The organism is Mycolicibacterium vinylchloridicum (genome assembly GCF_013404075.1).
Lineage (GTDB): Bacteria > Actinomycetota > Actinomycetes > Mycobacteriales > Mycobacteriaceae > Mycobacterium > Mycobacterium vinylchloridicum.
On sequence record NZ_JACBJQ010000151.1, the window covers coordinates 1 to 2519 of the forward strand.

2 protein-coding genes and 1 pseudogene are annotated in these 2519 nt (G+C 59.5%); all 3 read left to right on the forward strand.

What is annotated here, in order from left to right; all coding sequences use genetic code 11:
- Positions 1-166: 166 nt before the first annotated feature.
- Complete coding sequence (locus HPC46_RS34165) at positions 167-1180, forward strand: class I SAM-dependent methyltransferase (RefSeq protein ID WP_179476407.1); 1014 nt, start codon at positions 167-169, stop codon at positions 1178-1180.
- Positions 1181-1214: 34 nt separating this feature from the next.
- The gene (locus HPC46_RS34170; RefSeq protein WP_179476406.1) at positions 1215-1976 is read left to right on the forward strand and encodes a rhamnosyl O-methyltransferase; all 762 of its coding nucleotides are present in this window, start codon (positions 1215-1217) and stop codon (positions 1974-1976) included.
- 104 nt (positions 1977-2080) lie between these two features.
- Positions 2081-2434 (forward strand): annotated as a pseudogene (locus HPC46_RS34175) (acyltransferase family protein); the annotation flags it as partial.
- Positions 2435-2519 lie beyond the last annotated feature (85 nt).

Sequence of the window (2519 nt, forward strand, 5' to 3'; positions counted from 1 at the left end):
CGGCGCCGTCTTCCACAAAGGCAAGCTACTCGAACGCCCCGCCGACATCACACCGCCCGAGCCGGCCGAATCAACCGAAACGGAGGTCGCCTGAAACACCCCGATCCACAGGTATTGACAATTCCTCCGGATCTGGAAAGCGGTCCTCTTCGTCATCGCGCTCGGTATCGCGACCGCATGCTATTTCGCGCCGGTGCTTCTCATTGTGATCGGCGTCCTTCTGATCGGGTTGCTTTGCGCGCGCTTGGTTTACCGCGATCGCGGCCACTACATCCCAAACCTGTACGCGCGGGACATCAGGCAGTATGACGAGGCTTATCAAGCGTTCATCACCGAGTCGCTGGCCGAGTTGCGCGGCCACCGGATTGCCGGCCACCCCCTGCTGTGGGAAGCCGCCCGGCTTCCCGAACCATCGCCGGAGAACTCCGATGAACTACTGCTCGACCTCGGTGTGTGGATCGGGTGGTCGACACGGCTGACATCGGAGGCGTCGGGGCGGACGGTGTACGGCTTCGACACCTTCGAAGGTCTCGTCGAAGACTGGCAGATCGAAGACCAATTCCTTATCAAGAAGGGAACCTTTTCGCTGTCAGATCCGATGTCCCAACGCTTCATCCGGGATACCGGTGTGACACTGCACGACGGAATTCCGGCCACGCTCGGCCGGAAGGTGCAGTACGTCAAGGGCAAAACCTACGACACGTTGGCGCCGTTCCTGGCCGAGCGGCCCGGGGCCCCGATCAGGCTCTTCCACATGGATCTGGATACCTACGAGAGCTGCTTGCACGGGCTGGAAACCTGTAAGGACCGGTTCGTCGAAGGGTCGATTCTGATCTTCGATGAGTACCTCGTGACCAACGGTGAGATGCTCGCATTCTTTGAGTTCCAGGACCGCTACGGACTGGAATTCCGTTATCGGGCATGGGGTCTTGAGGTCGGTGAAATGAACGCTGAGATGGTGAAGTCTCCGTTCAAGCGAGTCATGTATTACCTGGCCGCGATCGCCATTCACCTGCTGGACGGCCGCTATCTGTGGAAGATCTTCACCAAACGCTATTGGCGGTTCTGGCTGGGAGCACCGATAGGCGACATCGTTTTCATGCTGGGAGCGGCCGGAGTGCGAAAGTCGGTCAGCCTTGAGATCACCGGCCTGGGAACGCTCGACCCGACGCGGCGCTAGCCCGAAGGCGCTCAAACACGAGAAGAGGAATGGCATGTCGAGTCAACAACCGACCGAAACCAAACGATCGACGTTTGCGACCAAACTCCGGATTCTGAACCAAATTGTCTTTGACCGCCGCAATACCCGCCTGTTTTCTCAGCTTTTCTATCGATCAACAGGCTCGGAGCCCGAGGAATATTCAAAGTGGTATTTCAACAACCTGGTGTGGCAGGACACCACCTGGATGGGTGTCGAGACGTTCAAATCGCCCTGCGATATGTGGAACTACCAGGAGATCCTGGTCAGTCTGAAACCCTCGTTGGTGATCGAGTTCGGAACGGCGTTCGGCGGTTCGGCACTGTACTGGGCCAGCGTCATGCGGCAGATCGGCCAACCATTCAAGGTTCTGTCTGTTGATATCAGCCATTCACTTCTGCGGCCCGAAGCGCGACGTGATCCCGATGTTGAATTCCTCGAATCCTCCTCCGCTGCACCTGAAGTCGCCGAACGCATCCGGCAACTCAGAACCGAGTACCCCGGGAAAGTCTGGGCCATCCTGGATAGCGACCATTCCATGGACCACGTACTCGCTGAGATGAAACTCCTGCGCCCGGTGCTCTCGACAGGCGACTACTTGGTTGTCGAAGACTCCGTCCTCAACGGACATCCGGTCGCACCCGAATGGGGCCCTGGTCCCTATGAGGCTGTCGAGGCGTACGAGAAGGAGTTCCCATCGGACTACACCCATGACACGGCTCGCGAGAACAAGTTTGGCTGGTCATTTTCGCCGTACGGCTTTCTGATCCGCAATTAACGCGAGCCCACGATTGTTTGGACGTCGCGACCTCCTCGACTACAGCCCTCCTCAGGTAGGTGACTTTGCGCCAGGCCGACCGCGTTAGCCCTGCCGACGAGCGGCTGGATGAACGCACGGAACAAAGGACGTTTCGCCCCGATATCGAGGGTTTACGCGCGGTGGCCGTGGTTGCTGTCGTGCTCTTCCACGCTTCGGTGCCGGGCATCGGCGGCGGCTACGTAGGGGTGGACGTCTTCTTCGTCATTTCCGGGTTTCTGATCACCGGACTCTTGTGGCGCGAGGTCAGCAGGACAGGTTCGGTAGCGCTGCGCGCCTTCTACGGTGCACGAGCCCGGCGCCTGCTGCCGGCCTCGGCGGCGGTCGGCGTCGTCACAATGATCGCCACGACTTTACTTCTGCCGCCGCTGCAAGCGGAGGAATTGTCAATACCTGTGGATCGGGGTGTTTCAGGCGACCTCCGTTTCGGTTGATTCGGCCGGCTCGGGCGGTGTGATGTCGGCGGGGCGTTCGAGTAGCTTGCCTTTGTGGAAGACGGCGCCG

What these genes read in the sequence shown, in the direction of transcription:
- HPC46_RS34170 (WP_179476406.1), top strand. Translation starts at nt 1,215, where the DNA reads ATGTCGAGTCAACAACCGACCGAAACCAAACGATCGACGTTTGCGACC.